Annotated in this window: 28 protein-coding genes; 5 read left to right on the plus strand and 23 right to left on the minus strand. The window is 67.5% G+C overall.

Annotation, left to right across the window (positions count from 1 at the left end; genetic code table 11):
* Positions 1-29: 29 nt before the first annotated feature.
* Entirely contained in the window at positions 30-641 is a 612-nt protein-coding gene (locus BCL79_RS17070; RefSeq protein WP_121043184.1) for a HutD/Ves family protein, read from the plus strand.
* A 17-nt stretch (positions 642-658) separates the two neighbouring features.
* Here BCL79_RS17070 and BCL79_RS17075 read toward each other — a convergent pair whose 3' ends face one another.
* The 19 genes from BCL79_RS17075 to BCL79_RS17165 form a co-directional block, all read right to left on the minus strand.
* Positions 659-2,272, minus strand: coding sequence for a sulfite reductase subunit alpha (locus tag BCL79_RS17075; RefSeq protein ID WP_121043186.1), 1,614 nt, complete (start codon positions 2,270-2,272; stop codon positions 659-661).
* Positions 2,269-3,249, minus strand: a complete 981-nt coding sequence (locus BCL79_RS17080; RefSeq protein WP_121043188.1) for an FAD:protein FMN transferase — start codon at positions 3,247-3,249, stop codon at positions 2,269-2,271. The genes BCL79_RS17075 and BCL79_RS17080 overlap by 4 nt, the downstream gene beginning before the upstream one ends.
* A 122-nt stretch (positions 3,250-3,371) precedes the next feature.
* Complete coding sequence (locus BCL79_RS17085) at positions 3,372-4,178, minus strand: DUF4198 domain-containing protein (protein WP_121043190.1); 807 nt, start codon at positions 4,176-4,178, stop codon at positions 3,372-3,374.
* 26 nt (positions 4,179-4,204) lie between these two features.
* Positions 4,205-4,723: a DUF2271 domain-containing protein gene (locus BCL79_RS17090; RefSeq protein WP_121043192.1), complete on the minus strand. Its 519-nt coding sequence runs from the start codon at positions 4,721-4,723 to the stop codon at positions 4,205-4,207.
* A 22-nt stretch (positions 4,724-4,745) separates the two neighbouring features.
* Positions 4,746-5,384, minus strand: coding sequence for a PepSY-associated TM helix domain-containing protein (locus tag BCL79_RS17095; RefSeq protein WP_152153521.1), 639 nt, complete (start codon positions 5,382-5,384; stop codon positions 4,746-4,748).
* 149 nt (positions 5,385-5,533) lie between these two features.
* On the minus strand, positions 5,534-7,957 hold the full coding sequence (locus BCL79_RS17100) for a TonB-dependent receptor domain-containing protein (RefSeq protein ID WP_121043194.1): 2,424 nt from the start codon (positions 7,955-7,957) through the stop codon (positions 5,534-5,536).
* A gap of 139 nt (positions 7,958-8,096) precedes the next feature.
* Entirely contained in the window at positions 8,097-8,534 is a 438-nt protein-coding gene (locus BCL79_RS17105) for a hypothetical protein (protein WP_147433921.1), read from the minus strand.
* Between the two features lie 132 nt (positions 8,535-8,666).
* Entirely contained in the window at positions 8,667-9,380 is a 714-nt protein-coding gene (locus tag BCL79_RS17110) for a tetratricopeptide repeat protein (protein WP_121043198.1), read from the minus strand.
* Positions 9,373-10,062 carry a Fe2+-dependent dioxygenase gene (locus BCL79_RS17115; protein ID WP_121043200.1) on the minus strand — a complete coding sequence of 230 codons (690 nt, stop codon included), beginning with the start codon at positions 10,060-10,062 and terminating at the stop codon, positions 9,373-9,375. Before BCL79_RS17115 ends, BCL79_RS17110 begins: the two co-directional genes overlap by 8 nt.
* Positions 10,063-10,110: 48 nt before the next feature.
* Positions 10,111-12,396, minus strand: a complete 2,286-nt coding sequence (locus tag BCL79_RS17120; RefSeq protein WP_121043202.1) for a TonB-dependent receptor — start codon at positions 12,394-12,396, stop codon at positions 10,111-10,113.
* 149 nt (positions 12,397-12,545) lie between these two features.
* Entirely contained in the window at positions 12,546-12,935 is a 390-nt protein-coding gene (locus tag BCL79_RS17125) for a hypothetical protein (RefSeq protein WP_121043204.1), read from the minus strand.
* Positions 12,936-13,024: 89 nt separating this feature from the next.
* Positions 13,025-13,357: a non-heme iron oxygenase ferredoxin subunit gene (locus tag BCL79_RS17130; RefSeq protein WP_121043206.1), complete on the minus strand. Its 333-nt coding sequence runs from the start codon at positions 13,355-13,357 to the stop codon at positions 13,025-13,027.
* Complete coding sequence (locus BCL79_RS17135; protein WP_121043208.1) at positions 13,354-13,890, minus strand: GNAT family N-acetyltransferase; 537 nt, start codon at positions 13,888-13,890, stop codon at positions 13,354-13,356. The genes BCL79_RS17130 and BCL79_RS17135 overlap by 4 nt, the downstream gene beginning before the upstream one ends.
* Positions 13,891-13,996: 106 nt before the next feature.
* Positions 13,997-15,253 (minus strand): cysteine desulfurase, encoded by a 1,257-nt coding sequence (locus BCL79_RS17140; RefSeq protein ID WP_121043210.1) that lies wholly within the window; start codon positions 15,251-15,253, stop codon positions 13,997-13,999.
* A complete protein-coding gene (gene sufD, locus BCL79_RS17145; protein WP_121043212.1) occupies positions 15,250-16,512 on the minus strand; it encodes a Fe-S cluster assembly protein SufD in 1,263 nt (420 codons plus the stop codon). The genes BCL79_RS17140 and sufD overlap by 4 nt, the downstream gene beginning before the upstream one ends.
* The gene (sufC, locus tag BCL79_RS17150; RefSeq protein WP_121043214.1) at positions 16,512-17,276 is read right to left on the minus strand and encodes a Fe-S cluster assembly ATPase SufC; all 765 of its coding nucleotides are present in this window, start codon (positions 17,274-17,276) and stop codon (positions 16,512-16,514) included. Before sufC ends, sufD begins: the two co-directional genes overlap by 1 nt.
* A gap of 45 nt (positions 17,277-17,321) precedes the next feature.
* Positions 17,322-17,732 (minus strand): lysozyme inhibitor LprI family protein, encoded by a 411-nt coding sequence (locus BCL79_RS17155; protein ID WP_226956678.1) that lies wholly within the window; start codon positions 17,730-17,732, stop codon positions 17,322-17,324.
* On the minus strand, positions 17,729-19,204 hold the full coding sequence (gene sufB, locus BCL79_RS17160) for a Fe-S cluster assembly protein SufB (RefSeq protein WP_121043216.1): 1,476 nt from the start codon (positions 19,202-19,204) through the stop codon (positions 17,729-17,731). Before sufB ends, BCL79_RS17155 begins: the two co-directional genes overlap by 4 nt.
* Positions 19,205-19,217: 13 nt before the next feature.
* Entirely contained in the window at positions 19,218-19,670 is a 453-nt protein-coding gene (locus BCL79_RS17165) for an SUF system Fe-S cluster assembly regulator (protein ID WP_026070170.1), read from the minus strand.
* A gap of 172 nt (positions 19,671-19,842) precedes the next feature.
* Here BCL79_RS17165 and BCL79_RS17170 point away from each other — a divergent pair, with 172 nt between their 5' ends.
* Both BCL79_RS17170 and BCL79_RS17175 read left to right on the plus strand, forming a co-directional pair.
* Positions 19,843-20,310 (plus strand): SET domain-containing protein, encoded by a 468-nt coding sequence (locus tag BCL79_RS17170; protein WP_121043218.1) that lies wholly within the window; start codon positions 19,843-19,845, stop codon positions 20,308-20,310.
* 121 nt (positions 20,311-20,431) lie between these two features.
* On the plus strand, positions 20,432-20,974 hold the full coding sequence (locus BCL79_RS17175) for a type 1 glutamine amidotransferase domain-containing protein (protein ID WP_121043220.1): 543 nt from the start codon (positions 20,432-20,434) through the stop codon (positions 20,972-20,974).
* A 40-nt stretch (positions 20,975-21,014) separates the two neighbouring features.
* Here the strand turns inward: BCL79_RS17175 and BCL79_RS17180 are convergent, their stop codons facing one another.
* From BCL79_RS17180 to BCL79_RS17195, 4 genes are all read right to left on the minus strand, one after another.
* Positions 21,015-21,611, minus strand: a complete 597-nt coding sequence (locus tag BCL79_RS17180; RefSeq protein WP_088432783.1) for a DUF1439 domain-containing protein — start codon at positions 21,609-21,611, stop codon at positions 21,015-21,017.
* A 101-nt stretch (positions 21,612-21,712) separates the two neighbouring features.
* A complete protein-coding gene (locus BCL79_RS17185) occupies positions 21,713-22,249 on the minus strand; it encodes a hypothetical protein (RefSeq protein ID WP_121043222.1) in 537 nt (178 codons plus the stop codon).
* A gap of 52 nt (positions 22,250-22,301) precedes the next feature.
* Positions 22,302-22,613 carry a DUF3861 domain-containing protein gene (locus BCL79_RS17190; protein ID WP_259462203.1) on the minus strand — a complete coding sequence of 104 codons (312 nt, stop codon included), beginning with the start codon at positions 22,611-22,613 and terminating at the stop codon, positions 22,302-22,304.
* Between the two features lie 314 nt (positions 22,614-22,927).
* Positions 22,928-23,326, minus strand: a complete 399-nt coding sequence (locus tag BCL79_RS17195) for an HU family DNA-binding protein (protein WP_019185677.1) — start codon at positions 23,324-23,326, stop codon at positions 22,928-22,930.
* 365 nt (positions 23,327-23,691) lie between these two features.
* Between BCL79_RS17195 and BCL79_RS17200 the strand changes: the two genes are divergently transcribed.
* Both BCL79_RS17200 and BCL79_RS17205 read left to right on the plus strand, forming a co-directional pair.
* Positions 23,692-24,126, plus strand: a complete 435-nt coding sequence (locus BCL79_RS17200) for an OsmC family protein (protein ID WP_121043226.1) — start codon at positions 23,692-23,694, stop codon at positions 24,124-24,126.
* 85 nt (positions 24,127-24,211) lie between these two features.
* A complete protein-coding gene (locus tag BCL79_RS17205) occupies positions 24,212-25,885 on the plus strand; it encodes an amidohydrolase (RefSeq protein WP_259462204.1) in 1,674 nt (557 codons plus the stop codon).
* The last annotated feature ends 4 nt before the right edge of the window (positions 25,886-25,889 follow it).

The raw sequence follows: 25,889 nt of genomic DNA on the forward strand, positions 1-25,889 counted from the left end.
CGGTACGTCGGCTCAGGCACACTAGCGCCATGTCGACCGATACTGTCCTGAGCGCGGCCAGCCGCGTCATTCCGTCCTTCCAATACCGCCGCGAACGCTGGCGAAACGGCCTGGGCTGGACCCGCGAGATCCTGCGGCTGCCCGACAACGACGACTGGCAGGTGCGCCTGTCGATCGCCGAGATCGAGCAGGACGCCGCGTTCTCGGCCTTTCCCGGCATCGACCGCGAACTGGTGCTGCTGCGTGGCGAAGGCCTGCACCTGCGCTTCGGCGATGGCACGCTGCATACGCTGATGCCGCCGCACGACCGCCTGCGGTTTGCGGGCGAAGCGCAGGTGACCGGCGAACTGATCGACGGGGTGACCCACGATTTCAATCTGATGTGGCGGCGCGATGCCGTGCAGGCCGAGCTGCTGCACCGGCCGCTGGTGGGCAGCATGTTCTTCTTCACCGAACCCGCGGCGGCGTGGGCGATTCACCTGCTGGCCGGCCAAGCCGAGTTTGAGGGCGAGCCGTCGCTGGCACCGCTGGCCGCCGGTGATACCGCCTGGTTGGCGGCCGGTGAGCGCCGCCGGTTCGCGTTGCACGGCGGCGGCGAGTTGCTGGCGATCCGTATCAGTGCGGGTGGCCGCACCGCCTGAGGGCCTGCAGGCAACCCTCAGTACACGTCGCGCCGGTAGCGCCCGGCCACGATCAACGCTTCTTTTCCGTCGCGTCCCAGCGCCTGCTCGATCACCGCATCCACCGCCGGGGCCATCCCCTGCAGGCTGCCGCAGACCAGGATCGTGGCACCGTCGTGCACCCACTGCTGCAGCGTGTGGATCTGCGCCTGCAGCCGGTCCTGCACGTAATGGTGTTCGCCACCGTCTCGACTGAACACCGTATCCAGACGCGCGATCCAGCCGTCGCGCTGCCAGGCGCGCAGGTCGTCGCCGAAGAAGAAATCGTGCGCGGCCGTGCGCTCGCCGAACAATAGCCAGTTGCGGCGCGCGCCGGCGCTGATGCGCTCGCGCAGGTGGGCGCGCAGGCCGGCGATGCCGGTGCCGTTGCCGATCAGGATCAGCGGGGTTGCCGGCGGCACACCGTGGAAATTGGGATTGCTGCGGAAGCGCAGATCGATGCGCCCATCCAACGCAGCGTGATCGCACAGCCAACCACTGCCCAGCCCCGGGGTGCCATCAGGACGCAGCTGCCGGCGCAGCAGCAACTGTACCTGGCCTTCGGCAGGCAGGCTGGCGATGGAGTACTCGCGGTGCGGCAGCGAACGTAACGCGGCGACCAGTGCGTCTGCGTCGGCAAACGTCGGGAGTTCCCCATCACCGGGCAGATGCGCCCGCGCGAGATGTGCGCGCAGCGGCCGTCCATCGATGAGCATATCGCCCTTCCACGGGGTATTTCGCAGCCACGCCTCGACGTCGGCCGGTGCATGCTGCGGCCCGATCTCGACCACGTCGCCGGCCTGCCACGTCGGCAGCACGCCATCGGAGGGCACCAGCGTGATGCGGTACGTCGGTGCGCCCGGGCTGCCCGGGTTTTCCAGATGCCGCGCCTGCAGTTGCCACGGCAGATACTCGGCCGGGGCCCAGTCCGGCAGTTCGGTCGCTTCACCGCCCAGCTGGCCGAGCAGTTGTTGCCAGTGGCGCAGTGCGCCGGGATCGGCATTGTCCACTTCGACGGTATCGAACAGCGGGTGCGCACCGTGCTGGCGCAGCCACGCATCGAGCTGGTGGCCAAACGCGCAGAAATGCCCGTAGCTGCGATCCCCCAGCGCCAGCACGCCGTACTGCAGTTGTGGCAGTTCCAGCGCCTGTGGCATCACCTTGCGCAGGAAGGGCAGGGCATGATCCGGCGCATCGCCTTCGCCGGTGGTGCTGACCACGAACAGCACCTGCCCGCTGCGCTGCAGAAGCTCGGCGGTCACCGCATGCAGTGCGCGGAGGCGGACCGGCAGGCCGGCAGCGCGCAACGCCTGCGCACTGCGTTCGCACAGCTGCTGCGCGAAACCGGTCTGGCTCGCCCAGACCAGCAGGATCGGGGCGGGTCCGTCAGCGACGACGTGGTCTTCGCGCGCGCGCCCGCGCCACCAGATCAGCGTGCAGAACGCCGCATAGCCCACCAGGCTGCCGGTAGCCCAGCGCCACTGCCAGCCCAGCGGTGCGCTCTGCCACCACGCGTCGCCCAGATGCAGGCGCAGCAGCGCCCAGGCGATGACCGCCAGCAACAGCATGACCGCCAGGTTGCCCAGCCAGGCACGGGAAGGACGCAGGCTCATGCCGCGCCTGCGCGGTCGTCGGCGAGCAGCTGTTCGAATGTGGGGCTCATGTGTTCCTCGATACCGTGCGCACCCCGGCTGACAAAGCGTGCGGCCAGTGCATGGGTACGTGCAAATGCGATGCCCTCGCCGGGGCCCATCACCGTCAATGCAGTGGCCCAGGCATCGGCCTGCATGGCGCTGTCGGCGACCACGGTGACCGCCGCCGCAGCGCGCGTGACCGGTGCACCGATGCGCGGATCCAGCGTGTGGCTGAACTGCTCGCCGCCCTGTTCGAAGTGATGCCAGCGATCACCGGAGGTGGCCACCGCCCGATCCCTCAGCGCGAGCACGCGCGGCGGATGGGCTGCCTGTGCATCGTCTTCCGGGGCCGATTCCACCAGCACGCGCCACGGCTGACCGTCGGGCTTGTGGCCGAACCCCTGCAGCTCGCCGCCGACCTCCACCAGCGCGGCGTGCACGCCGTTTTGGCGCAGCCACGTGCTGACCTGGTCGACACCAAATCCCTTGGCAATCGCCGAGAGATCCAGCGCCAGCCCACCGGGTTGCAGCAGGCGGCCGGGCTGCCACTGCAGCCGTTCCCAGCCACACCGCGCACGGGTCGCGGCGAGGGTGGCCGGATCGGGAATGCGCCGGGCCTGTGCCTGCGCACCGAATCCCCACAGCGCCACCAACGGGCCCACGGTCGGATCGAAGGCACCGTCGCTGCGCTGTGCGATGTCCAGTGCGCACTGCATCACGGTGTCGAACAATGGCGGCAGCGCCTGCCACTCACCCGCGGGCGCACGGTTGAAGCGCGCGATATCGCTGTCGGCTTCCCACGTGCTCATCTGCGCCACGATGGCGTCCAGTTGCGCCTGGATGCCGGCATGCAGCGGGTGCAGGTCGCGGCTGCGCGCCGCGACCAGCTTTACCTGCCAGATGGTGCCCATGGTGTGGCCACCGAGGCTGGCGATGTCGAGATCCGGGTTGTTCATGGGGGTGGGCACGTCGGGCCTAGTAAGCCCGATGGCCGGACTGCGTCGGGTGAAAAGCCCCCGTCGTGTCGACGGGGGCGCGATGAGGTGGACGGCGCGTGCAGCGGCCGCGCCGAAGGCCGTTACTCGGGCAGCACTTCCAGCGTGGCCACGTAGCTCAGGCGACGCTTCTTGGCCTCCTTGATCGAGGTCCTGCTGTCTTCGGTGCCGGTTTCCAGCCAGTACATGCCCGCTTCCGGCCAGGTGACGGCGAACTCGCCCTTGGCATCGGTGCTGACCTTGATCTCGTCCTGCGCGTTGCGGTACCGGGTGCCGCCGCGGGTGATCTCGAACGCCAGGCCGGCGGTCGGCTTGCCGTCGACCAGCACGCGGAAGCGCGCGGCTTCACCGGCGACCAGATCGTTCGGGTGGGCCAGCGCGATCATCTCGATGCCCTGGTTGGTCGGCTTGAGCGCGGTGTCGTTCGGCGTGCCGTTGGTGACGAAGGTTTCCACGCGACCGACCGACTGCGAGACCTGCAGGTTCCTGGCGTTCTTCGGCACTTCGGTGGCGAAGGTGGCGGGGGTGCCGCGCCAGCGCTTGGGCTTGCCGTCTTCTTCCCAGCTGGCCGACAGGCCGTTGTTGATTGTGGCCAGGCGGTAAGTGCCCTGCTGGGTCAGCTCGACATCGAACACGCTGCGGAACTTGCCGGTCGCCGCGTTCTGCGGCTGCACGGTGCTGCCGTCCGGCGCGGTGATGACCAGGTTGTCCAGGCGCAGCGGCACGTGGTTGAAGTAGAACAGGTCGTTGGAGACCGCCGCATCGACGGTGATCCACGGGTTGGTACCCGCGATCACGGTCTGCGAGGGCTGCAGCCAGGCCTTGTGGGCCAGGGCGGAGAACGGAAGTGCGGCGGCCATGGCGGCGGCGAGGACGAGCGTGCGCTTCATCGAAAAACTCCAGGTGGATGGGGGGATCAGGGCTTGGCGGACAGGGTGACCAGACCGAGTTCGGTCGCGCCCTGGGCCTTGCCGGACTGGGCGGACGTGGCCGGCCAGGTGAAGGGGATCTTGAGCAGTTCGCGGCCGCCGACTTCGCGCACCGCTTCCACCACGAGGGTGTAGTTGCCCGGGGCGAGCGCTTTGAGCGCCGGCTGCTTGTCGCTGAAGGAGAGCGCGTGCTTGCCGACCGGGCGGGTCGGGCCGGTCACGCCGTCCACCGGCACCTCCAGCGTGCGCCCGCTCTTGCGCCACCACTGGCGCAGGTCGGGCAGCCACTTGGTGCCATGGCCTTCGGCGTTGCCGGTCTGCTGGTACCAGACGGAGAGGTTGGCGGCGACCTTCTGGTCGGCCCCTTCCAGCCACACGGCCACATACGGGCGGTGGTACTCGGCCACGTTGAGCTTGGGCACCTCGACGTTGATGTCCAGGGTGGTGGCATAGGCCGGCGAGGTGGCCAGCAGGCCGCTCAGGGCGATGGTCAGGGTGACGCGCATGGTGCGGCTCCGGAAGGGACGGTCAGTGGATGAGGATCAGGGCGATCAGCAGCGGGATCAGCAGGCCCAGGCCGACCAGCGGCCAGGTCATGCGGCGCTGGCGGGCATGCAGGTGCAGCAGGAACAGGCCGGTGATGCAGAACACCAGGCAGGCCACGGCGAAGATATCCAGGAACCAGCCCCAGGCTGGCCCGGCATTACGCCCTTTGTGCAGATCGTTGAAATAGGACACCCAGCCGCGCGCGGTGGATTCGTACTCCACGTCACCCGTTTCGCGGTCGATGCTCAGCCAGGCGTCGGCCCCCGGGCTGGGCATGGAGAGATAGATTTCGCCATCGGACCATTCGGCCGGGCGGCGGCCGATCGAGATGCCGAGCTGCGCATCCAGCCAGCGGCTGGCCACGCGGGGCAGAGGAGCATTGCCGTCGGCGCGGTCGCCGAGCTTGCCGAGCAGCTCGGCAGGCAGCGCCAGCTGGCGGCTGACCACCTCCGGCTTGGCTTCGATCCTGGCCGCGTGGTTCAAGGTGATGCCGGTCGCGGCAAACAGCAGCATGCCGATCAGGCACACCGCCGAGCTGATCCAGTGCCACTGGTGCAGCGTGCGCAGCCAGAAGCCGCGGCGTTGTTGTTGCACGCTGGAAGAGGGAGCGCTGGTGGCCACGGTCGGGAGAGAGAGTACTGAGGGGCGAATTACACCATTGATGAGAATGATTCGCAATTTGTGCAAAAAGAAGGCAGCGTTCCGTTGCCGGCGCGCTGCCCGAGGTCAAGGCCAGCGGCGGCGTCACCAGGACGCCGCCGCGGTGTGCCTCAGAACTTGGCGTTCAATGAGATCCAGTAGCTGCGGCGCTGATCCTTGGTGGAATAGTCATCCACACAGCTGTAGTCGCTCTCGCTGATCAGCACGCAGGACTGCGAGACGAAGTTCTTGTCGAACAGGTTGTTGACCCGCGCGTTGACGGTCAGCCACTTGTTGATATCCCAGCTGCCGCCGAGGTGGAAGATGGTGTAGTCCTCGTAATAGCGGGTCTGCGAGCTGCTCACGCCGCCCACGTTGCTGACCAGCGTGTCGCGGTAGCGGTCGTAGCGGCCTTCGCCGATCAGCGACAGGCTCACCGCCTCGCTGATCTGCCAGTTCAGGCTGGCATTGGCCATGTGCCTGGCCGGGTTGCCGGTGATCGGCAGGCCCTTGCCGGTGCCACTGGTCTGCTCGCTCTTGGTCCAGGTGTAGTTGCCGCGCAGTTGCAGGTTGTCCAGCAGATCCACCTGGGCCGCCGCTTCCACGCCGCGGGTCTCGGCCTTGTCGATGTTCACGCTCTGGCCGAAGGTGCTGTAGCCCAGCTCGGCCCAGCCCGGGCCGATATCCACGCAGTAGCTGCCATCGTTCGGAGCGACTTCGCAGTTGGCGAAGGTGCCGCCGCTGGCGATCTTGTCGTCGAACTTGTTGAGGAAGCCGGTGAGGTTGAAGCCCCAGCGATCACCTTCGTAGTACGCGGCGATTTCGTAGTTGGTGCTGGTCTCCGGCTTGAGATTCGGCGAGCCGACCAGCGGGATCACGCCCTGGCCGCCGAAGCCGACGATGCCGGGGAACAGCTGGTCCGGACGCGGGGTCTTGTAGCCCGTGCTGACGCCGCCCTTGACGGTCCAGGCATCGTTGGCATTCCACACCAGGTAGGCGCGCGGGCTGACGTGACTGCCGAAGATGTTGTGGTCGTCATAGCGCACGCCGACCGTGGCGGTCAGGGTGTCGGTCAGCGACCAGTTGTCCTCGGCGAACAGCGCCCACATGCGGTGCTGCTGCTTCACGTTGTTCTTGTAGCCGGCGCCGTCCATGCCGAACACGCCGTCGATCATGTCGGTATCGTTGTACTGGCCGCCGACGGTCAGCTTGTGCGCGCCGAAGGTGAGATCGAGCATGGTGTCCAGCACGTTGCCCTTCAGTTCCATCGTGCGCAGCGGGCGCGGCAGGAAGGCCTGCAGGCGCGCCATCTCGGCCGGGTTCAGCGCAGCCAGACCGTTGCGTGCGCTGGCGGCGCAGTTGGCGGCGGCGCCGGTGCGGCGGCAGACGTCGTTCCACAGGCCCTGCAGATCGGCGCGCTCATCCAGCGTCAGCGGCAGCGACCGGCCGAGGTTGTTGCTGGTGATGTGGGTCAGCGTGGTCTGCCAGGTGCCGAATTCATAGCGGCCCTGGTGGGTCAGTGCCAGCTGGTCGCGCTCATAGCGCTGGTAGGCGGTGTAACCCACGCGCGGCTGCACCACGCGGCGGGTAACGTTGCCGGTGCCGTTCGGGTTGGGGATCGTGGCATTGCCCACGCGCCACAGGCTGGCCAGGCTGTCCAGGGTGCCGGTCTGGCCTTCGCTGTTGTCGTACTTCTGGCGCGACACGTCGTAGTCCAGCCACAGCTCGTGGTCGTCATTGACGATGAAGTTCAGGCGCAGGCCGGTGTTCCAGTTGGTGTTGGCCACCGCCTTGCCGCCGGCACCGAAGCCGATGCTGCGCGACCATAGCGTGCCGTCCGGCAGCGGCAGATCGTCCCATTCCGGGTTGGAGGCTTTGGCGTCGTAGTAGCTGCCGCGCACCGACAGGCCCAGGCGGTCCTTGATCAGCGGGCCGCTCAGGTAGACATCGGTGCTGCGTGCATCACCGAACTGGTCGTCCTGCTGCACCGTGAAACCCTGGGTGACCGCGCCATGCCACTCGGTCTGGTTGCGGCGGGTGATGATGTTGATCACCCCGCCCATCGCATCGGAGCCGTACAGCGTGGACATCGGGCCGCGCACCACCTCGATGCGTTCGATCGCATCCAGTGGCGGCATGTAGGAGAACTGGCCACCGCCGAAGTTGTTCGGGTACAGGTTGCCGGCGTTGCTCTGGCGGCGACCGTCGATCAGCACCAAGGTGTAGTCCGACGGCATGCCGCGCATGGAAATGGTGGCGCGGCCGTTCTTGTCGGTCGGCTCCATGCCCACGTCGATGCCTTCCACGTCGCGCAGCGCATCCACCAGGCTGGTGTACGGGCGCTTGCTCAGCTCTTCGCGGCTGATCACGCTGATGCTGGCCGGGGCATCGGCGATCTTCTGCTCGAAGCCGGCGGCCGTGACGACCACCTTGTCCAGCGTGGTCGGGCCGGCCGCGTCGCCGTGGGCGAAGGCCGGGGCGCTCAGCGCACCGAGCAGGGCGATGGACAGGGTGCAGCGGGACAGGGACGTGCGACGACGATGGCGCTGGGCCATGGGGGTAACCTCGAAAAGGAGAACGCGGACGCGACATGGCAGGCCGCAGGGCGGCAGCACGCGCAGGAATCAGGAAGGCCCGGAACGGGCAGAACGTGCGTGACCAGGCGGGGCGCAATGGCGCCGCCGGCCGTGTGGATCAGCCCTGCGGTGGGGCTTGGCCGCGCTGGACGCGCAGGCCGGGTGCGGCAGGCAGCGGCGTGGCCGGTGCCGAATCAATGGCGGGCACGACCCGCGGCGGCTGTGCCACCAGGGTGGCCATCAGCGCATCCAGCGATTCCACGACCGGTGGCAGCGACGGCTGCGGCGGTGGCGTGGAAGCAGGGCGTGCGCTGGCGACCCGGCGCGGCTTGGCCGGGGCTTCTTCCTGCGGGGTGGTCTCGCCACCGCCGGCCGGGCGCTCGTCCATCGGCATCTGCAGGACCATCACGGTGCTGCCGGGGGCAACGCGCTCCAGTACCGGCAGGCCGGCCAGCAGCAGCGACAACAGGCCCAACCACGCCAGCACGGTCGACAACGCCTGCTGCCGCCCGCGCATGGCGGGAGCAAAGCTGCGATGGCGGTGTGGATGGCGCAAGACGAGCCCCTGTCGAAGCGGCCAGTCGATCAGCCGACCGGCAACGCGGCGGGATTGTAGGTGAGATTCGTTAGCGGACGCAAATGAGAATGATTAATGATTCTGCGCCTGCAGGTACGTCAGCCTTTGCAATCAGGCAACCAGCGCCCGGATCGAGGGATGGGGCGAGGCCGCCAAGGTGGGGCGCAGGTGAGCCAGAAACGACGGACTGCCGTGGGCAAGTGCGCGTCGCAGCCACTGCGCCGCAGCGTCGATATCCCCGGCGGCGAGCAGCAACGAGGCATGGCTGGCCTGGCCGCGGAAGTCGCCGGCCTCGGCCGCGCGCCGATACCAGGCCGGTGCCGCAGCCGGATCGGCCGCCACGCCGATCCCGTCCTCCAGGCAGCGACCGACCAGATTCATTGATTTGGCATGGCCGAGCCGCGCGGCGCGCAGATACAGCGCGAACGCAGCGCGTTCGTCGCGGGCCACACCTCGCCCGGTAGCCAGCAGGTTGGCCAGGTTGTACTGGCCCCAGTCCAATTCGGCCTGCGCGGCCTTGCGGTACCAGACCGCCGCGAGCACCGGATTGACCGGCGTGCCGCTGCCGAGTTCATGGCAACGGCCAAGCATGTTCATGGCGATCGCCAGGCCACCATTGGCGGCGCGCTCGAACCAGAGCACGGCGGCGGCGGCATCGGGCGCGATCCCGCGTCCTTCCATCCGCGCCTGGCCGAGCAGGAACTGCGCCTGCGGATCGCCGCGCTGTGCGGTAGCTTCCAGGGTGGCGAGTGCGGCGGCCGGATCGTGCCGCAGCTGCTCGGCCAGTGCCGCCACGTCGAGCGCAGCCAAGGGGGCCTCAGACATCGGCCCACTGCCGCAGCAGGTTGTGATACACGCCGGTCAGGTTCACCAGCGCGGGGTGTTCGGGGTGGTCATGGGTGAGACGGCGGATCGAGACATCCAGATCCCACATCAGGCGCCGCTGGCCGTCATCGCGCAACATGCTCTGGATCCAGAAGAACGAGGCCAGCCGCGTGCCGGCGGTGACCGGGGTGACCTGGTGCAGGCTGGTGCCCGGGTACAGCACCATGTGGCCGGCTGGCAGTTTGACCCGCTGGTTGCCGTAGGTGTCTTCGATCACCAGCTCGCCGCCCTCGTACTCGTCCGGATCGCTCAGGAACAACGTGGCTGACAGGTCGGTACGTATCGGCTGTGGTTGGCCCGCAACGGTGTAGTCGTAGCGCACCGCGTTGTCGACATGGAACCCGAAGGTCTGCCCCGGCTGATAGCAGTTGAACAGCGGCGGGAAGATGCGACGCGGCAAGGCGGCCGAGAAGAAGGTGCTGTTGCGGCCCAGCGCATCGAGGATGGCCGAGCCAACCGCTCGCGCGGCCGGGTCGGACTCGGGCAACTGCAGGTTGTGCTTGGCCTGCGCGGACTGGTAGCCCGCAGTCAGGCGGCCGTCGGTCCAGCCGGCCGTGGCCAGCTGCTGGCGGGCCTGGGTGACCTGCTCGGCGGTGAGGACGTCGGGGATGTGCAGCAGCATGGTGGGCTCCAGCCCCTCCCGCACGAGCGCGCGGGAGGGGGGTATCGCTTAGAACGTGAAATTGAAGGCCAGCGTGGCCGAACGACCCGGCGCGATGGCGGCGTAGTGCGAAGCGTACGCCTTGGTGAAGTAGGTTTTGTTGGTCAGGTTCTGCACGTTCAACTGCAGGCTGTAGCGCTCGCTGAAGGCGTAGCCGACCATCGCATCCCAACGGGTGTAGGAGGGCACCCACTTGGTGTTGTTGACGTTGCCGTAGACCTTGTCCACGTAGTTGGCACCCGCGCCCAGGCTCAGGCCCGGCACGAACGACGGCGCCCACGTGGTCCACAGGCTGGCGCTGTGCTTGGCGGTGTTGGGGAACGCGTTGCCGTTGAACGGCGAGGGCACGTAGACGCCGTTGACCAGCGCGAAGCCGTTGTCCTCGACCACCGCATCCAGGTAGGTGTAACCCCCGAAGACCTGCCAACCCTCCACGATCGTGCCGCTGAAGCCCAGCTCGGCGCCCTTGACCTTCTTGGTGCCGGCGTTCTGCGTGGTGCCTGCATCGCTGGTCACGCGCGCGTTGCTCATTTCGGTCTGGAAGATCGCACCGGTCAGCGACAGGCGGGCATCGAACAGATCCCACTTGGTGCCCAGCTCGATGTTGCGGCTGCGCTGCGGCTTGAGATCCTGGATGGTGGCACTGATGCCGTCGGCGCCGTCGCCGCCGTCCACGCCGACCGGGGTGGAGGAGGTGCCCCAGGAGACGTAGATGCTGCCGTTTTCCACCGGCTTGAACACCAGGCCGGCCTGGCCGTTCCAGAACGAGGTGTCGTTGCGCAGGTGCTGCAGGTTGGCCGCCGCAGTGGGGTTGAACTGGTGGGTGTTGTAGTCGTCCAAGCGCGCGCCCAGGTTCAGCATCCATTGCTCGCTGAAGCTGATCGTGTCGAACACATACGCCGATTTGGTGCGGGTGGTCTGGCGCACATCGCGGGCCGGATCGCTGCGGGTGACGGCATGGGTGGCCGACCACGGATCGTTCGGATTCGGATTGGTCAGATCGGTGCAGTTGTAGCCGGTGGCGGCGCCGGTGGTCGGGCAGCTCTGGTTGCCGGTCAGCGGGTTGTTGGTGCCTGCGGTGGTCTGGCCATTGGGGCGGCGCACATCGGCGATCGCATAGGTGCCGCGCACGGTCTTTTCGCTGCTGTACTCGACGCCGGCGTTGAAGCTGTGGCGCAGCGGGCCGGTTTCCAGCTCACCGGTCACGCTGGTCTGGTTGACGAAGCTGTCGGTCTGCGTGGCGCGTGCATTGGTACGGCGCCAGACGGTGCCGAACAGGTTCGGGTTGCCCTTGCTGTCGTCCGGCTGGGTCCACAGGTAATCGTTGCGGGTATCGCCGTAGCGGGTGATGTTGCGCAGCACGATGCCGCCAAAATCATGCGACAGATTCAAGGTGGTGATGTCCGCCTTGGTTTTCTGGAAGTCGCGGTCGACCAAGCCATAGAACGCATCGCGGTTGGTCACGATCGGGCTGCCGTCACCGTTGAGCGCCACGTTGGGGCCGCTGGTGAACGGGTTGTTGTACGGGAAGCCGCCGGCATCGGGCAGGTCGTCGGTTTCCATGTGGTAGTGGCTGATCACCGCCTGGGTCGGGCCGTTCAGGCCGAATGCCAGCGACGGCGCGATGCCCCAACGGCTGCTGTTCACTTCATCGCGGCCGGCCACGTCGGCATCGTGCTTCATGATGTTCAAACGGGCGGCGATGCCGTCGCCGATCACCTGGTTCGCATCCAGCGTGCCGCGGCGGTAGCTGTCGGTGCCGGCGGCCAGGCTGCCGGACACGAAGTCCTCCAGCTTGGGCGTCTTGCTGACCAGGCTGATGGTGCCGCCGGCCGAACCGCGGCCGGAGTAGGCCGAGCTCGGGCCCTTGACCACATCGATCTGCTCGATGGCGAACACTTCACGGGTCTGGCTGCCGGCATCGCGGATGCCATCCACATAGATGTCCGAGGCCGAATCGAACCCGCGGATGAAGGGCCGGTCGCCGGTCGGGTTGCCGCCTTCGCCGGCACCGAAGGTGATGCCCGGCACGGTGCGCAGCGCATCGAGCAGGGTGGTGGCCGCGGTCTGCTCGATCACCTGCTGGGAGATCACGCTGACCGACTTGGGCGTATCCAGCAGCGGTGCGGTGAACTTGGAAGACTGCGCGCGGACGCGCTCGCCGTGGACATCCACGCCGTCCAGTTCGGTGGCGCGCTGCGGATCGGCGGCAGCGTCGGTCTCTGCATGGGCGATGGCGGGGGCGGCGATGGCCAGCAGCAGGGCGGACGACAACGGAGTCGGGCGGACGGTCATGGTGATTCCTGGGAAGACGGACGAAGGCCGGACGGCACGCGGCGGTCACGGCGGAGCGGAGGCAGGTGGGGAAAACGGACAGGCGGCCGACGGCGGCGCGGTGACGCAGGCGTGGCGGGCATCGACGCGCAGCAGCGTCGACGCCGGGATCAGGCGTAGGGAGGCGCGTGGCCGGGGTTGAGCCGCAGCGAGGGTTCCAGCCGCTGCCAACGCAGCGCGTCGGCGCGCCACAGCGGCACCCGCGCGACCCACGGCCCGCGGCTCAGGCGAGGCAGCACCGCCGGGTGGCCGGCCTCGGGGTCTGGGCCGGTCTCGGCTGTCAGGCTGGGCTCGGCGAACGGCAGCTCCGGCGCAGGCGCGGTGGGCGCGGTGACCCGAAGCGTGCTGCCGGCGTCCACTATCGCCGGGGTCTGGCCCTTCGCCGGGGAGCGCCCGGCGTTACCGGAACTGCCGGCGCTCAGCCAGCCGCAGGCCAGCAGCACCACGCAGAACGTGGCCCACAGGGCGGCGATACCAAGGACGGAGCGGTTGGCGGACACGGCTTACCGGGCAGGAGCGGCCGGGTGGCCGCAATGCCTATGGTAATAGGAACAATTCGCGTTTTCAAAACGCCGGCGTTCAGCCCGGGTCAGTCGCGGTCGTCGCGGGCCCAGACGGCGTCGTGTTCCCGCTTGACCGGGAACTTCGCGACCGGCGAGTAGGCCGGGGCGCACAGCGCGGCCCCGTCGCGGATGTCGAAGCGGGCCCCGTGCAGGACGCACTCGATGCTGGCCTCGGTGGTATCGAAGGTGCCCGAGGACAGCTCGAACTCGTCGTGGGTGCACTGGTCTTCCAGCGCGTACAGCTCGCCGTCCAGGTTGAACACCACGATCGGCGTGCCGGTCACCTCATCGAAAGTGCTCTTCATCTCGCCGGGCAGCAGCTCGGCGCTGGCGCAGACGAAGGTCCAGGTGTCGCTCACGCCGGCACCGCCAGCGGCTTTTCCAGGATCTCGAAGCGCAGATCGTCGCGCTTGGGGATGCCGAAGCGTTCATCGCCATACGGGAAGGGCTTTTTGATGCCGGTGCGCTGGTAGCCGCGGCGTTCGTAGAAGGCGATCAGCTCGTCGCGGATGTCGATCACCGTCATCTGCATGACCGGCACGCCCCACTCGCGCGCGGCGTGGGCTTCGGCGGCCAGCATCACCTGCTTGCCGATGCCGCCGCCCTGCTGGGTCGGGTCCACCGAGAACATGCCGAAGTAGCCTTTGCCCTGGTCATCGGCGATATGGGCGCAGGCCAGCAGCTGGCTCCCGCGCTCGGCCAGCAGGATGGTACTGCGCGGGCGCTCGATGTCTGCCTGAAGACCCTGCGGGTCGATGCGGGCGCCATCGAGGATGTCGGCCTCGGTGGTCCAGCCGGCGCGGCTGGCATCGCCCCGATAGGCGGAGGTGACCAGGGTGACGAGGGCGGGGATGTCGGCCAACGTGGCGGCGCGGTAGGTGAGTGTGCTCATGCGGCCATTTTAGGCTGGCCGGGGCCGGGACGGAAACGACCGCAGCCGGGAACGAAAAACGCCGTGGCAGGCCACGGCGTTCCGGTGAGGCACAGACGGGGCGGGCTCAGCCCAGCAGCTTGCGCACCTTGTTCAGCGCCACGATGAAGCGCTCGATTTCGTCATGCGTGTTGTAGAACGCCAGCGAGGCGCGGCAGGTCGCGGCGACGCCGTAGTACTGCAGCAGCGGGTGCGCGCAATGCTGGCCCGAGCGGACGGCGACGCCTTCCAGGTCGAGCAGGGTGGCCAGATCGTGCGAATGCGCGCCGTCCACCAGGAAGGAGACCACCGCCGCCTTGTCCGGCGTGGTGCCGAAGATGCGCAGGCCGTCGATCTTGTTCAGCTCTTCGGTGAAGTGCGCCAACAGCTCGCCTTCGCGGGCTTCCACGTGCTCCAGGCCCAATGACTCGAGGTAATCCACCGCCACGCCCAGGCCGATGAAGCCGGCGATGTTCGGGGTGCCGGCCTCGAACTTGTGCGGGGCATCGTTGAACACGGTGCCCTCGAAGCTGACTTCCTTGATCATCTCGCCTCCGCCGAGGAACGGCGGCATGGCATCGAGATGCTCGCGCCTGGCCCACAGCGCGCCGGTGCCGGTCGGGCCGCACATCTTGTGGCCGGTGATGGCATAGAAGTCGCAGCCGATCGCGGGGATGTCGACCTTGCGGTGCGGCACCGCCTGCGAGCCGTCCACCACGGTGATGATGCCGCGCTTGCGGGCTTCGCGGCAGATCTCGCGGACCGGGTTGACCGTGCCCAGCACGTTGGAGACGTGGGCAACCGCGAGCAGCTTGACCTCGGGGGTCATGGCCGCGCGCAGCGCATCCAGATCCAATGCGCCCTCCGGGGTGATCTCGGCCACGCGGATCGTCGCGCCGGTGCGCTGGGCGACCAGCTGCCACGGCACGATGTTGGCGTGGTGTTCCATGCGCGAAACCAGGATGACATCGCCGGCCTTCAGCCGCGGCAGTGCCCACGAATAGGCGACCAGGTTGATCGCGAAGGTGGTGCCGCTGCACAGCACCAGCTCGCTGGCGCGCACGTTGAGGAAGCGCGCCAGTTTGTTGCGTGCGCCTTCGTAGGCATCGGTCGCTTCGGTGCCGAGCGCATGCACCGCACGGCTGACGTTGGCGTTGTAGCGGCGGTAGAACTCGTCCACCGCGCCGATCACCTGCACCGGCTTCTGCCCGGTGTTGGCGTTGTCGAAATACACCAGCGGCTTGCCGTGCACTTCACGCATCAACAGCGGGAAGTCCAGGCGCACGCGGTCCCAATCGGGCGCGGCGCCGGTATCGGCGACCGGGCGCGGCGTGGACAGGTTCATGCCACGCCCGCCAAGGCCAGCGCACGGTCGAGCTGGGCGGTGAGCTGCTCGGTCAGGCGTGCGTCGAGCGCGTTCAGCGGTTCATGGCAGAACGCCGCGCTCAGCAGCTGCTGCGCGCGATCGGCCGGCAGGCCACGCGAGCGCAGGTAGAACAGCGCGTTGGCATCGAGCTGACCGACCGTGGCACCGTGGGCGGCCTTCACTTCGTCGGCATCGATCACCAGCGTGGGCTGGGTATCGATCTCGGCATCGGCGGAGAGCAGCAGGTTCTTGTTGGACAGGTTGGCGTCAGTGCCATCGGCGCCTTCGCGGATGTGGATGCCACCGTGGAAGACCACGCGGCTGCGGTTGGCCGCCACGCCTCGCCAGACCATTTCCGAGGCGGTATCACGCGCGATGTGCTCGATGCCCAGGCGGGTATCGATATGGCGGCGGCCGTTGCCAAGCAGCACGCCGTTGGCGGTCAGCTGGGCGTTGTCGCCTTCCAGGCGGACGTTGAGCTCATGGCGGCTCAGCGCGGCGCCCAGCTCCAGATCGATGCGGCGGTACTGCGCGTTACGGGCCAGCACGGCGTCGGTGCGCAGCAGCGAGGTGGCGCGGGTGGCATCGGCCTGCACGCGGGCGTGCGAGAGCACCGCATCCTGCGCCAGATGGACGTGCACCAGGGTGTTGTCCAGGTGCGCGGCATCACCGACATGCAGGTGGTGCTCGACCACGCCCAGCGCAGCGCCAGCACGAAGCTCGATCAGGTGGCGGTGGTGCCAGGACAGGTCGGTATCGCCGGCCACGCTGATGAATACCAGCTGCAGCGGCGCCTCGACCTGCACGCCTGCTTCCACGCGCAGCAGCACGCCCTCATCGGCGAGCGCGGCGTTGAGGCGGGCGAACACTTCCTCGCTGCGCTCGAAGCGGCGGCCGAGGAAGCGAGCGGCTTCATCGCCGGCGGCCAGTGCCGAGGACAGGGTGGCCAGCTGCACACCGGCTGGCACGGCGGCGACATCGCTCAGCGCGCCGGACGGGCGACCATTGACGAACACCAGACGCGGCGACGGGATGTCGGCCAGCAGGGCGGCATCGACCACGGGCGGCGCGAGCGGGGCGGGCTGGAAGCTGCGACGCTCCAGCTGGCGCAGGGAGGTGTATTTCCAGGCTTCGGTGCGCGGGCCTGGCAGGCCGGCCTGCAGGGCGGCGTCCAGCTCGGCGCGACGTGCATCGCTGCCGCAGAAGCCGCTGGCGAGGGAATCGAGCAGGGCGCTCATCAGACCGCTGCCTCCGGCACCACGCGGTCCTTCAGGAAGTGGTAGCCATGGGCTTCCAGTTCCAGGGCCAGTTCCGGGCCGCCGCTCTGCACGATCTTGCCATCGGCCAGCACATGCACCACGTCCGGCTTGATGTAATCGAGCAGGCGCTGGTAATGGGTGATCACGATGAAGGAACGGTCCGGCGAACGCAGCGCGTTGACGCCGTCGGCCACGCTCTTGAGCGCGTCGATGTCCAGGCCGGAGTCGGTTTCATCCAGGATCGCCAGCTTCGGCTCGAGCACGGCCAGCTGGAAGATCTCGTTGCGCTTCTTCTCGCCACCGGAGAAGCCTTCGTTGACGCCGCGGTGCAGCAGCTCGTCCTTCAGGTGCAGCACGGCCAGCTTCTGGCGGACCAGCTTGAGGAACTGCATCGAGTCCAGTTCTTCCTCGCCGCGCGCCTTGCGCTGGGCGTTGAGCGCGGCGCGCAGGAAGTAGGTGTTGTTCACGCCCGGGATTTCCACCGGGTACTGGAAGGCCAGGAACAGGCCGGCGGCGGCGCGTTCTTCCGGCGCCAGCTCGAGCAGATCACGGCCTTCGAACTGCACGCTGCCTTCGCTCACCTCATAGCCGTCGCGGCCGGCCAGGACGTTGCCCAAGGTGGACTTGCCGGCGCCGTTGGGGCCCATGATGGCGTGCACCTGGCCGGGCTTCACGTCCAGCGAGAGGCCCTTGAGGATGTCTTTGTCGCCGATGCGTGCGTGGAGGTTGTCGATCTTCAACATGTCGATAATCGTCTTGTCAGATAGGGGAACTGGAGGCAGCGCGACTCAGAGGTCGTATTCGCTGCGCTCGAGGAATTCGTTGCGCAGGTAAGTGACCCGCGCGGTGGTCAAGGCCGCCTTGGCGCCGGAATACAGCATCGGGTACATCGAGCCGTACAGCAGGCGAGGGTTCTCGTCATCGCCCACCGGGTAGCGCGCGTCCAGATCGGCGTCGCGCAGCTGGACCCACAGGCGCTGCGCTGCTTTCATCTTTGCCAGTGCGACCGGCTCGCCGGCCAGCTTGGCCACGATCTGGCGGTACACCGCGTTCAGTTCGGCATCGGCCTGCTTGAACTCGCCGTCAGCGCAGGCATTGAGCTCGAGCTGGTTGCCACCCGGATCGCATTTCACGTCCTGCGCGGCCGCCGGCGCCACCGCGCCCAGCAGCAGACCCAGGCTGATCAGGATGCGGATCATCCGACCGAGCCTTCCAGGCTGACGTCCAGCAGCTTCTTGGCTTCCACGGCGAACTCCATCGGCAGCTCGCGGAAGACCTGCTTGCAGAAGCCGTCGACGATCATCGACACCGCATTTTCCTGATCGATGCCGCGGGCGCGGCAATAGAACAGCTGGTCGTCGGAGATCTTGGAGGTGGTCGCTTCGTGCTCGACCGTCGCGCTGGGGTTCTTCACCTCGATGTAGGGGAAGGTATGCGCGCCGGACTTCTTGCCGATCAGCAGGGAATCGCACTGGGTGTAATTGCGCGCGCCCTCGGCGCCGCGATCGATCTTCACCAGGCCACGATAGGTGTTCTGGCCATGGCCGGCGCTGATGCCCTTGCTGACGATCTTGCTCTTGGTGCGCTTGCCGATGTGGATCATCTTGGTGCCGGTGTCGGCCTGCTGACGATGGTGGGTCAGCGCAACCGAGTGGAACTCGCCGACCGAATCATCGCCAAGCAGCACGCAGGACGGGTATTTCCAGGTGATCGCCGAGCCGGTCTCGACCTGGGTCCAGGTGACCTTGCTGCGCGCACCACGGCATTCGGCACGCTTGGTGACGAAGTTGTAGATGCCGCCCACGCCGTTCTCATCGCCCGGGTACCAGTTCTGCACCGTGGAGTACTTGATCTCGGCATCGTCCAGCGCGACCAGCTCGACCACCGCGGCATGCAGCTGGTTCTCATCGCGCATCGGCGCGGTGCAGCCTTCCAGGTAGGACACGTACGCCTTGTCCTCGCAGATGATCAGCGTGCGCTCGAACTGGCCGGTGTGGCCGGCGTTGATGCGGAAGTAGGTGCTCAGTTCCATCGGGCAACGCACGCCCTTGGGGATGAACACGAAGCTGCCATCGGAGAACACCGCCGAGTTGAGCGCGGCGAAGTAGTTGTCGCCGACCGGCACCACGGTGCCCAGGTACTGCTTGACCAGTTCCGGGTGTTCCTTGATCGCTTCGGACATGGAGCAGAAGATCACGCCCTTCTCGGCCAGTTCCTTGCGGAAGGTGGTGCCGACCGAGACCGAATCGAACACCGCATCCACGGCGACGCCGGCCAGCCTGGCGCGCTCATGCAGCGGCACGCCGAGCTTGTCGTAGGTGTCCAGCAGTTCCTTGGGCACGTCGTCCAGCGAGGCGTACTTCGGGCCCTTTGGCGCGGAGTAGTAGCTCAACGCCTGCAGGTCGATCTGCGCGATCTGCAGCTTGGCCCAGTCCGGCATCGGCATGGTCAGGAAGTGGCGGTAGGCGTCCAGGCGCCACTGCGTCATCCACTCCGGCTCGTCCTTCTTGGCGGACAGGGCACGGATGGTGTCCTCGTCCAGGCCGGGCGGCAACGAGTCCGATTCGATGTCCGTGATGAAGCCTGCCGAGTACTTGCGGCCGAGCTGCTCATGGATCTCGCGGTTGGGGGTATCGCCGGTGGCGACGGTATCGAGGGTATCGGTGGCCATGGGGGCTGCCTGATCAGGAGACGACATCCGCCGCGATCGCGCGGCGGTGGGCGTCAACAAGGGGAAGAGGGGGCAGGATCTGCGCCAGGGTGACCGCGCGCAGCGCTTCGGACACCACGTCGTTGATCATCCGCCAGCTGCTGCGCGCGCCACACTGCAGCTCGCGGCCGCACTGGCTGTGGTCGTGGGCGCACTCGGTCAGGCCCAGCGGCCCTTCCATGGCTTCCACGATCTCGAACAGCGTGATCTGGTCTGCCGCGCGGGTCAGCCGGTAGCCGCCGCGGACGCCGCGCAGGCCTTCGACCAGACCGGCCTGGGCCAGCGGCTTGAGCAGCTTGCTGACGGTGGGCGGTTCCAGACGGGCGAACTCGGCCAGTTCAGTGGCACTGAGCACCTCGCCCGGGCGGGCAGCGAGCACGGTCAGCACGACGGTGGCGTAATCGGTGAGCTTGGTGACGCGGAGCATGTGGGGTGCAGAACCATAAAGCGGACTGAAATTGTACGCTTTTCTCCGGCGGCATCCAACCCGCCCGTTCAGGCGCCCGCAGGGCGGCCTTGGGCGCGTAGTGAACCGCATCGCTTTGGCAATCACAAAGATTAAGCGAGAATCGGGGCTTCCCACCGCAACGGTCAGCCAGATGCCCAAGAAGATCCAGGCCCGCAAGTCCACCATCCATGGCAATGGCGTGTTCGCGCTGGCGCCGATCAAGAAGGGCGAGCGGGTCATCCAGTACAAGGGTTTGCTGCGCAGCCACGCCGACGTGGACGCCGACGACACCGGGGATGTGGAGAGCGGTCATACCTTCCTGTTCACCCTCAACGACGACTACGTCATCGATGCTAACTACAAGGGCAACGACGCGCGCTGGCTCAACCACAGCTGCGATCCGAACTGCGAAGCAGTGATCGAGGAAGCCGAGGGTGACAACCGCCGCGAGGACAAGGTATTCATCGAGGCGATCAAGGACATCAAGCCGGGCGATGAATTGACCTACAACTACGGCATCACCCTGGCCGAGCGTCACACCGCGCGCCTGAAGAAGATCTGGGAGTGCCGCTGCGGTTCGAAGCAGTGCACCGGCACGATGCTGCAGCCCAAGCGCTGATCCCTCCGGTCGCCACCGGCCATGGGCCGGTGGCTGTCCCGACACGATGTGCACATCGTGGTCACCGCCGCCCAATGCGCCCGCGGCCACACTGAGCGCTCCTACTTACTGGAGCCGCTCCATGGCACACGCACTCAACGGCAAGCACATCGCGATCCTCGCCACCGATGGCTTCGAACAGTCCGAGCTGCAGGAACCCAAGCGCCTGCTGGAATCCTGGGGCGCCTCGGTCAAGGTGATCGCCCCCGGTGACGCCCGCACGATCCGCGGCTGGAAAGACAAGGACTGGGGCGAGGACGTCACGGTCGATGCACCGCTGAAAGGCGCGAAGGCCGGCGATTACGACGCACTGGTACTGCCCGGCGGCGTGATCAATCCCGACAAACTGCGCATCGACACCGACGCGGTCGCGCTGATCAAGGCCTTCGGCGCGGCGGGCAAGCCGGTCGCCGCGATCTGCCACGGGCCGTGGCTGCTGGTCGAGTCCGGCTTGGCCAAGGGCCGCAAGGTCACCTCGTGGCCGTCGCTGAAAACCGATCTGGGCAATGCGGGTGCCGAGTGGACCGATGCCGAAGTGGTGGTGGATGGTGGCCTGATCACCAGCCGCAAGCCGGGGGATATTCCCGCCTTCGCCGATGCGGTGGCCAAGGCATTGGCCGGTTGATCGTGTGGGCACCGACCCAGGGTCGGTGCCCACAATCGCGTTACTTGCTCAGCAACCCGGCCGGCACCAGCGCGCCGAGATCCTGGTTGAAGGTGACCACCAGCTTGCCGTTCTCCACTTGGGCCGACTGCACCTGCAGCGTGCCGAGCACCGCGGCCACGCTCGGGTCGATCTTGTAGATCGGTTCGCGCTGGGCGTAATCGGTGAGCCAGGCATTGAGCAGGCCGCGCGTACGTGAATCCAGCTTGCCGCCGTTGTTGGCCGGGGTGAAATCATCGACCGTCGGCTCCTGCAGGTGGAAGCCCTGTGTCTGCGCGTCGTAGCGCAGGCCGCTGCTCAGCTTCACTTTGCCCAGCGGCGCCGGGTTGCCGCCGGCGGTCGCCATGGCGACATCGAAGCCCAGGTCCAGCCGGCTGCCCTGCGGAAGGGTCAGCTGCGGATGGCTCATCGTCATTGCGATCAGGCCCCCCAGCGCGTTCTGCGTGCGCGGGAAGCTGCCGTCGAGGTACTGCTGCACATCGGTAGCGCCGACGGACAGCTGGCGGCCGGATACGCTGGGCGCGGCCTGCGCGCCGATGGCGGCGGCCAGCAGCACGGTGCAGGCGGCGAGGCGGGACAACAGCGGGCGAACGTTCATGGCGGCAGGCCGTGGGGAATGAGATGCCAACAATAGCGCGCGCGGCTGAATCCAGCTTTGACGTACGCGGTCAGGATGCGATGGCGCGCCCTGCGATGCAGTCAGTTCAGCACCGGCTGGATCGAGGCGCCGTGGATTTCCCACCCGCTCCCATCCGCGCGGGGTTGCAGCCGATACCAGCCCTCGAAACGCAGTGTGCGTGTGTCGGTGCTGACCCGGATCTGGACCGGCACTTCGCGCAGCCGGGAGGGCTGGGCGGTGTCGCGTGCGATGGGCGCGCCGGTCTTGATGCGCAGCCCGCGGAAGTCGGGCAGTGCGCGAAGGGCGGCATCGTCCGGGTGGCCGCCCGGGCCGCCGCCGGTCCACTGCGCGTCGGCGGTCGCGACGTCGCCCTGCGCCAATGCACTCAGGTAGCGATGCACCAGCGAAGGCTCATCCAGTGCGTCCGCGGCCACTGCGCTGAGCGCGGTCGGTGCCGCGGCGGTGGGCGGGGGCGTCGGTGCACTGTGCCGAGGCGGCACGTCATCGGCGTCCGCTGCGCCTTCGGGCGCCGCAGGTGACTCGGTCATGGGCGGCTGCTGCTGGCAGGAGCAGCCGTGCAGGAACAGCAGCGGAAGCAACAGGACGGCGCGGCGCATGCAGGACTCTCCCCGGAGAGCGCCGAGTGTAGCGCCACGCCCGGCGCTTGGCTCAGGGCGCGCCCTGGATCGACTCCAACGCGGCGAGCACCTCGTCCAGCTGCGGTTGCAGCACGGTAAGCGGGTGGCCGGGTTCGTCGGCGTGGCGCTGGGCGAGGTCGCGCAGCAGCTGGGTGGCCACGATGGCCGCGGCACGTTCGTCACCGCTGAGCCCGGTGTTGCGCCGCGCGATTTCCAGCAGGCGCATCCAATCCTGCTGCGCACGGTGCTCCAGCTCGATGGTGCAGCGCCCGCTGCACTGAAGGCCGTCCTTTTCGATCGGGGTGACGGTGATGCGGTAACGCTGGGAAGAAGAGCTGGCCATGGCTGCCTGCGCGGTGGGGGACAAGGCCACCATAGGGCGCGAGGCGTACCGCGACGACAGGCGCGGTCGCACGCAGTGTTCCACCCTGTGCGTTCCGGTCGGTTCTGCTATGCCCTGGATCACGGCAGGGCAGGCATCTGCGCAGGAAGCAGGCGGCGCGAACGTCTTTGGAAACGCTGTGTTTCGCTAGGCACGTCGAGCCCGCAGCGACCGGCACGCCCTCGGCAACTGTCCCCAGGCCGCCGCCTGGAGATGACCAAAAAAAACGGGACGGCTTATGCCGTCCCGTTTAGGTGCTGCAGGAAGCGCGCAGATTAGAGCGCGGCGTCCTTGAGCTTCTTGAGCGGACGCACCTTCAGCTTGGTCGACGCCGGCTTGGCGGCAAACCACTGCTCTTCCTTGGTGAACGGGTTGATGCCCTTGCGCTTCGGCTTGGCCGGCACGCTGACGGTGGAGATCTTCAGCAGGCCCGGCAGGGTGAAGCTGCCCGCGCCCTTCTTGTGCACCGAAGCGGCGACGGCGCCTTCCAGCGAGGCGAGCACGGCGCGCACGTCCTTGGCGACAACGCCGGACGCTTCAACGATGTGTGCAACCAGACCAGACTTGCTCAGCACTTCCTTGATCGGCTTGGGAGCGGCCGGCTTCGCGGCTGCCTTCGTAGCGACTTTCTTTACTGCCTTCTTCGGGGCAGCCTTCTTAGCGGTCTTTGCCATGGTTTCCTGTTCCGTGAACGGTTGGTTGTTTGGTCGCGCCGAACCCCGTCGGCAAGCGAAATGTAGGGCAACTATGGGGCGCCGCCAATAGGCAGACGCATAAAAATTCGTGATTTCCACGCCCTTCGTTACCGCAGTGCATCAGGTCATAGCCAAAAAACAGGGTCCGCCCTCGCGGCGGGTGCCATCGGTCATGGACCGTCGCACCCCGACTGTCGCACGAAAACCACTTGAAAACAGCATCGATCTTGAGGACCGATTCAGCTGCGAGCGCCACCTGCCATGCCGCTGACGGCAGCCAGACATGGCACTAACGCGGCACGGTCTAGGCTGGTGTGGTCATTCACGCCGCAGGAGATCTCACGATGGGTATTTCACGCCACGCCACCGCGCATTGGGAAGGTGACCTCAAGACAGGCAAGGGACAATTGAGCACGCCCCAGAGCGGCTTGATGGACAAAACACGCTATGCCTTCAGCAGCCGCTTCGGCGATGAGAAGGGCACCAACCCGGAAGAGCTGATCGCCGCTGCACATGCCGGCTGCTTCACGATGGCGCTGTCGGCCAAGCTGACCGAGGCCGGTTTCGTGCCCACCTCGCTGGATACCGAAGCCAAGGTGGACCTCTCGATGGAAGGTGGCCCGCAGCTGTCGCAGATCACGTTGAAGGTGAAGGCCGTGGTGCCGAACATCGGGGCCACCCAGTTCCGTGCCATCGCCGATGACGCCAAGCAGAACTGCCCGGTCTCCAAGGCGCTCAGTGCGGTACCGATCAGCCTTGAGGCCGAGCTGGCCGGCTGATCCGCGCCAGCGATTGGTGCACAGCAGATTGTGATGGGAAAGCGGCGGCCGCATAGTCGCCGCTTTCCTGTTGTGGGGTATCCGCATGCGTCCGACCGCTCTTGCCACCCTGATGGCCTGCCTGCTGGCCGGCACCGCGCAGGCCGATGTGCGCCTGCTGACCGCCGCGACCATCCATACCGGGGATCCCGACGCGCCCGCCGCCACTGCGCTGGCGTGGGATACCGACACCGGGCGCGTGCTCGCCGTTGGTGATCGGCAGGCACTGTTGACGCTGTATCCACTGGCGGCGCTGACCGACGTCGGCGAGGCCACCGTGATCCCGGGGCTGATCGATGCGCATGCACACCTGATGTTCCTGGGCGGCACGCTGATGCAGGCCGATCTCACCGGTGCGACCAGTACCCAGGACATCGTGGCGCGCCTGCAGCGCTTTGCGGCCGACAACCCCGAGGGCTGGCTGCTGGGCAGCGGCTGGGACCAGAACCGGTGGCCGGACAAGCAGTTCCCGACCGTGGCCGATCTCGACACGGCGTTCCCGGACCGACCGGTCTGGTTGGGTCGCATCGATGGTCACGCGGGCTGGGGCAACAGCGCGGCATTGCGCGCGGTCGCACGGCAGCCCGGCCAACGCGCGCTGAAGGGCAGCTGGCAGCCGGCCGGTGGTCGCATCGTGCGCGATGCGAAGGGGCAGCCGAGCGGGGTGTTCGTCGATGAAGCCATGACCCTGGTGCAGGCGGCGATCCCAACGCCCAGCGACGCAGCCCGCGAGCAGATGCTGACCCGCGCACTGGATAGAGCGGTCAGCCAAGGCCTGACCGGTGTGCACGACATGGGCGTATCGCGCGCCGATCTGGCTCTGATGCGCCGCTTCGCCGATGCCGGCACGCTGCCGCTGCGTATCGATGCGTATGCCGATGGTAATGGCGATGCGCTGGCTGATCTGTGTGCACAGGGCGCGTACCAGCATCCCGGTGGCCGCCTTGAAATGCGCGGGGTCAAGCTGTTCATGGATGGCGCGCTGGGCAGCCGCGGCGCCGCGCTGCTGGCCGACTACAGCGACGACCCGCACAACCGCGGCTTGCTGGTGACCTCGCCGGCCGAGTTTGAAACGGCGGTGCGCAAAGCCGATACCTGTCATGTCCAGGTCGCCACCCATGCGATCGGCGATCGAGGCAACCGGATCGCGCTGGACACCTACGCCAGGGTGCTGGGCGAGCGTCGCAGCAGCGATCATCGCTGGCGGATCGAGCATGCGCAGGTGGTGGCGCTGGAGGACATTCCGCGCTTTGCCCAGCTCGGCGTGATCGCCTCGATGCAACCTGCCCACGCCACCTCGGACATGGGCTGGGCGCAGGATCGGGTCGGTCCCGAGCGCATCCTCGGGGCCTATGCGTGGCGGCGGATGCTGGGCTCCGGTGCCCGGCTCGCGCTTGGTTCGGACTTCCCGGTGGAACAGGTGGATCCGCGCCTGGGCCTGTATGCCGCGGTCACCCGCCAGGACCGTGCGGGCCAACCGCCGGGCGGCTGGCAGCCCGATCAGCGCCTGACCGCGGCCGAAGCGCTGCGCGGGTTCACCGCCGATGCCGCGTGGGCAGGCCATGACGAGGCCCAGGTCGGCCGGTTGCAGCCCGGCCTGCACGCGGATTTCGTCGTGCTTGATCGCGATCCGCTCAGCATCGCCCCGGCCGACCTGGCCGACCTGCAGGTGCGTTCGACCTGGGTCGATGGCGCACCGGTGTACGACACGACGCGTTGACGCG

Origin of the sequence: Stenotrophomonas rhizophila, assembly GCF_003651185.1 — a bacterium.
Classification (GTDB): domain Bacteria; phylum Pseudomonadota; class Gammaproteobacteria; order Xanthomonadales; family Xanthomonadaceae; genus Stenotrophomonas; species Stenotrophomonas maltophilia_Z.

Bases quoted from the DNA above. Each gene is read 5' to 3' on its own strand.
- BCL79_RS17070 (WP_121043184.1), top strand. From the start codon at position 30: ATGTCGACCGATACTGTCCTGAGCGCGGCCAGCCGCGTCATTCCGTCC.
- BCL79_RS17075 (WP_121043186.1), bottom strand. From the start codon at position 2,272: ATGAGCCTGCGTCCTTCCCGTGCCTGGCTGGGCAACCTGGCGGTCATG.
- BCL79_RS17080 (WP_121043188.1), bottom strand. From the start codon at position 3,249: ATGAACAACCCGGATCTCGACATCGCCAGCCTCGGTGGCCACACCATG.
- BCL79_RS17085 (WP_121043190.1), bottom strand. From the start codon at position 4,178: ATGAAGCGCACGCTCGTCCTCGCCGCCGCCATGGCCGCCGCACTTCCG.
- BCL79_RS17090 (WP_121043192.1), bottom strand. From the start codon at position 4,723: ATGCGCGTCACCCTGACCATCGCCCTGAGCGGCCTGCTGGCCACCTCG.
- BCL79_RS17100 (WP_121043194.1), bottom strand. From the start codon at position 7,957: ATGGCCCAGCGCCATCGTCGTCGCACGTCCCTGTCCCGCTGCACCCTG.
- BCL79_RS17110 (WP_121043198.1), bottom strand. From the start codon at position 9,380: ATGTCTGAGGCCCCCTTGGCTGCGCTCGACGTGGCGGCACTGGCCGAG.
- BCL79_RS17115 (WP_121043200.1), bottom strand. From the start codon at position 10,062: ATGCTGCTGCACATCCCCGACGTCCTCACCGCCGAGCAGGTCACCCAG.
- BCL79_RS17120 (WP_121043202.1), bottom strand. From the start codon at position 12,396: ATGACCGTCCGCCCGACTCCGTTGTCGTCCGCCCTGCTGCTGGCCATC.
- BCL79_RS17135 (WP_121043208.1), bottom strand. From the start codon at position 13,890: ATGAGCACACTCACCTACCGCGCCGCCACGTTGGCCGACATCCCCGCC.
- BCL79_RS17140 (WP_121043210.1), bottom strand. From the start codon at position 15,253: ATGAACCTGTCCACGCCGCGCCCGGTCGCCGATACCGGCGCCGCGCCC.
- sufD (WP_121043212.1), bottom strand. From the start codon at position 16,512: ATGAGCGCCCTGCTCGATTCCCTCGCCAGCGGCTTCTGCGGCAGCGAT.
- sufC (WP_121043214.1), bottom strand. From the start codon at position 17,276: ATGTTGAAGATCGACAACCTCCACGCACGCATCGGCGACAAAGACATC.
- BCL79_RS17155 (WP_226956678.1), bottom strand. From the start codon at position 17,732: ATGATCCGCATCCTGATCAGCCTGGGTCTGCTGCTGGGCGCGGTGGCG.
- sufB (WP_121043216.1), bottom strand. From the start codon at position 19,204: ATGGCCACCGATACCCTCGATACCGTCGCCACCGGCGATACCCCCAAC.
- BCL79_RS17165 (WP_026070170.1), bottom strand. From the start codon at position 19,670: ATGCTCCGCGTCACCAAGCTCACCGATTACGCCACCGTCGTGCTGACC.
- BCL79_RS17170 (WP_121043218.1), top strand. From the start codon at position 19,843: ATGCCCAAGAAGATCCAGGCCCGCAAGTCCACCATCCATGGCAATGGC.
- BCL79_RS17175 (WP_121043220.1), top strand. From the start codon at position 20,432: ATGGCACACGCACTCAACGGCAAGCACATCGCGATCCTCGCCACCGAT.
- BCL79_RS17180 (WP_088432783.1), bottom strand. From the start codon at position 21,611: ATGAACGTTCGCCCGCTGTTGTCCCGCCTCGCCGCCTGCACCGTGCTG.
- BCL79_RS17185 (WP_121043222.1), bottom strand. From the start codon at position 22,249: ATGCGCCGCGCCGTCCTGTTGCTTCCGCTGCTGTTCCTGCACGGCTGC.
- BCL79_RS17190 (WP_259462203.1), bottom strand. From the start codon at position 22,613: ATGGCCAGCTCTTCTTCCCAGCGTTACCGCATCACCGTCACCCCGATC.
- BCL79_RS17195 (WP_019185677.1), bottom strand. From the start codon at position 23,326: ATGGCAAAGACCGCTAAGAAGGCTGCCCCGAAGAAGGCAGTAAAGAAA.
- BCL79_RS17200 (WP_121043226.1), top strand. From the start codon at position 23,692: ATGGGTATTTCACGCCACGCCACCGCGCATTGGGAAGGTGACCTCAAG.
- BCL79_RS17205 (WP_259462204.1), top strand. From the start codon at position 24,212: ATGCGTCCGACCGCTCTTGCCACCCTGATGGCCTGCCTGCTGGCCGGC.